This is a genomic window from Klebsiella sp. MS 92-3, assembly GCF_000195655.1.
Lineage (GTDB): Bacteria > Pseudomonadota > Gammaproteobacteria > Enterobacterales > Enterobacteriaceae > Klebsiella > Klebsiella pneumoniae.
In genome coordinates, this window is the sequence record NZ_GL882770.1 from 90,044 (window position 1) to 91,750 (window position 1,707).

Below are 1,707 nucleotides of genomic sequence, written 5' to 3' on the forward strand. Positions count from 1 at the left end.
GCCCGCCCCCCACCGAGATAACGATCGAGGCCAGCCAGTGCAGACCAAAAGGGGTAAGAGGATAGAAGACGTTGCCTTGCCCCATGGCGAACACCATGGCCAGCGTGGCGGCCATTTGTCGGTCCGAGACGCCGCGTTTATCCATAATCGACAGCGTGGCGAGCGGGGCGGCAAAGCTGACAAAGTTAATCTGGATCAGGGCGAAGGCGCTCATCCCGGTTAAGCCGAAGGGCTTCAGCAGCGGGGCCACCCAGCGAACAATCACATCGAGGATACCGCGGACCTCAAGGTATTTCATGATGATCAGCATGATCACCATGATCGGCAACAGCGTATACAGCGCGACGTCAACGGACGACTTGCCCGCCGCCATAATGATGCTTATGACATCCATTTACTTTTTTTACCACTCGCAGAGCTATTCGTTCGCGTCATCATAATCCCGTGGGGAAGGAAATGATATGCCTTGATCCCTCTCGGGATCCGGCGCCGCACGGGCGCCGGGAGAAGAGGATTACTGGCCGATATTGACCAGCGTCCGACCATGAATATTATTGCTGAGGAAATCTGCGGCATACGCTGGCGCCTGCTCCAGCGTGATTTCTGTGGCCGCCTGCTGGTAGTAGCTCTCCGGCAGAAGCTGGGCCAGACGCTGCCAGACAGCGTCGCGTTCAGCGGTCGGCACCATCACCGAATCCACCCCCTGCAGACGCACATTGCGCAGAATAAACGGCATCACGGTGGTCGGCAGATCGAAGCCCCCGGCCAGACCGCAGGCGGCGACGCAGCCGCGATATTGCGTTTGCGCCAGCACTTTGGCCAACACCGGGCCGCCAACGGTATCCACCGCGCCCGCCCACAGCTGTTTCTCCAGCGGACGGGTCTCCGCGAAGTCGCTGCGCGGCAGGATCGTATCGGCGCCCAGCTGGCGAAGGTAATCGTGTGTCGATTCCCGGCCCGATACGGCCGTCACCCGGTAGCCAAGGGCTTTCAGCAACACCACGGCGGTGCTGCCGACCCCGCCGCTGGCGCCGGTGACCAGGATATCCCCGCTGTCAGGGGTGACGCCCGCACTAACGAGAGCATCAACGCATAGCATCGCGGTAAAGCCGGCGGTGCCGATGATCATTGCCTGACGCGCGCTGAGCGTCTCCGGCAGAGCAACCAGCCAGTCGCCTTTAACGCAGGCGTCGGTGGCCAGGCCACCCCAGTGGTTTTCGCCCACGCCCCAGCCGGTGAGGATCACGGCCTGGCCGGGAACAAAGCGCGGATCGCGGCTTTCTTTCACCTGACCGGCAAAATCAATGCCCGGCACCATCGGAAACTGACGGATAATTTTGCCTTTGCCGGTGATCGCCAGGGCGTCTTTATAATTGAGACTCGACCAGTCGATGGCGACCCGGACGTCGCCTTCGGCAAGAGCGGGCAGGTCGATATCTTTGACGGTGGCGACGGTGCGGTTGTCGATCTGGTCCAGAACTAATGCTTTCATGACAGAGTATTCCTCGTCGGAAGGGGGTTATCGGCGCTAGCGCCGTCCTGTGCAGGTGTTTTTGTTGTCATACTGTGCGCAAAAAAATCCCAGTACTGGTTAAGCGGTGCGGCAGACTGGACCAGCCTGGCGCGCATCACCGCGCCTTCCCAGCCGATCCAGAACACCTGGGCCAGCGCCTGCGGTGAGGCGTCGCTGGCGATGGCCCCGGCCCG

Annotated in this window: 1 protein-coding gene and 2 pseudogenes; all 3 read right to left on the reverse strand. The window is 61.2% G+C overall.

All coding sequences use genetic code 11. The annotated features are described in order from the left end of the window. Nucleotides 1-394 (reverse strand): annotated as a pseudogene (locus HMPREF9538_RS20160) (nucleoside recognition domain-containing protein); the annotation flags it as partial. A 120-nt stretch (nt 395-514) separates the two neighbouring features. Continuing rightward, nucleotides 515-1,477, reverse strand: a complete 963-nt coding sequence (locus tag HMPREF9538_RS20155; protein ID WP_223271232.1) for an MDR family oxidoreductase — start codon at nt 1,475-1,477, stop codon at nt 515-517. Then, a pseudogene (locus tag HMPREF9538_RS32780) lies at nt 1,368-1,707 on the reverse strand (TetR family transcriptional regulator); the annotation flags it as partial. The gene HMPREF9538_RS20155 and the pseudogene HMPREF9538_RS32780, both read right to left, overlap by 110 nt.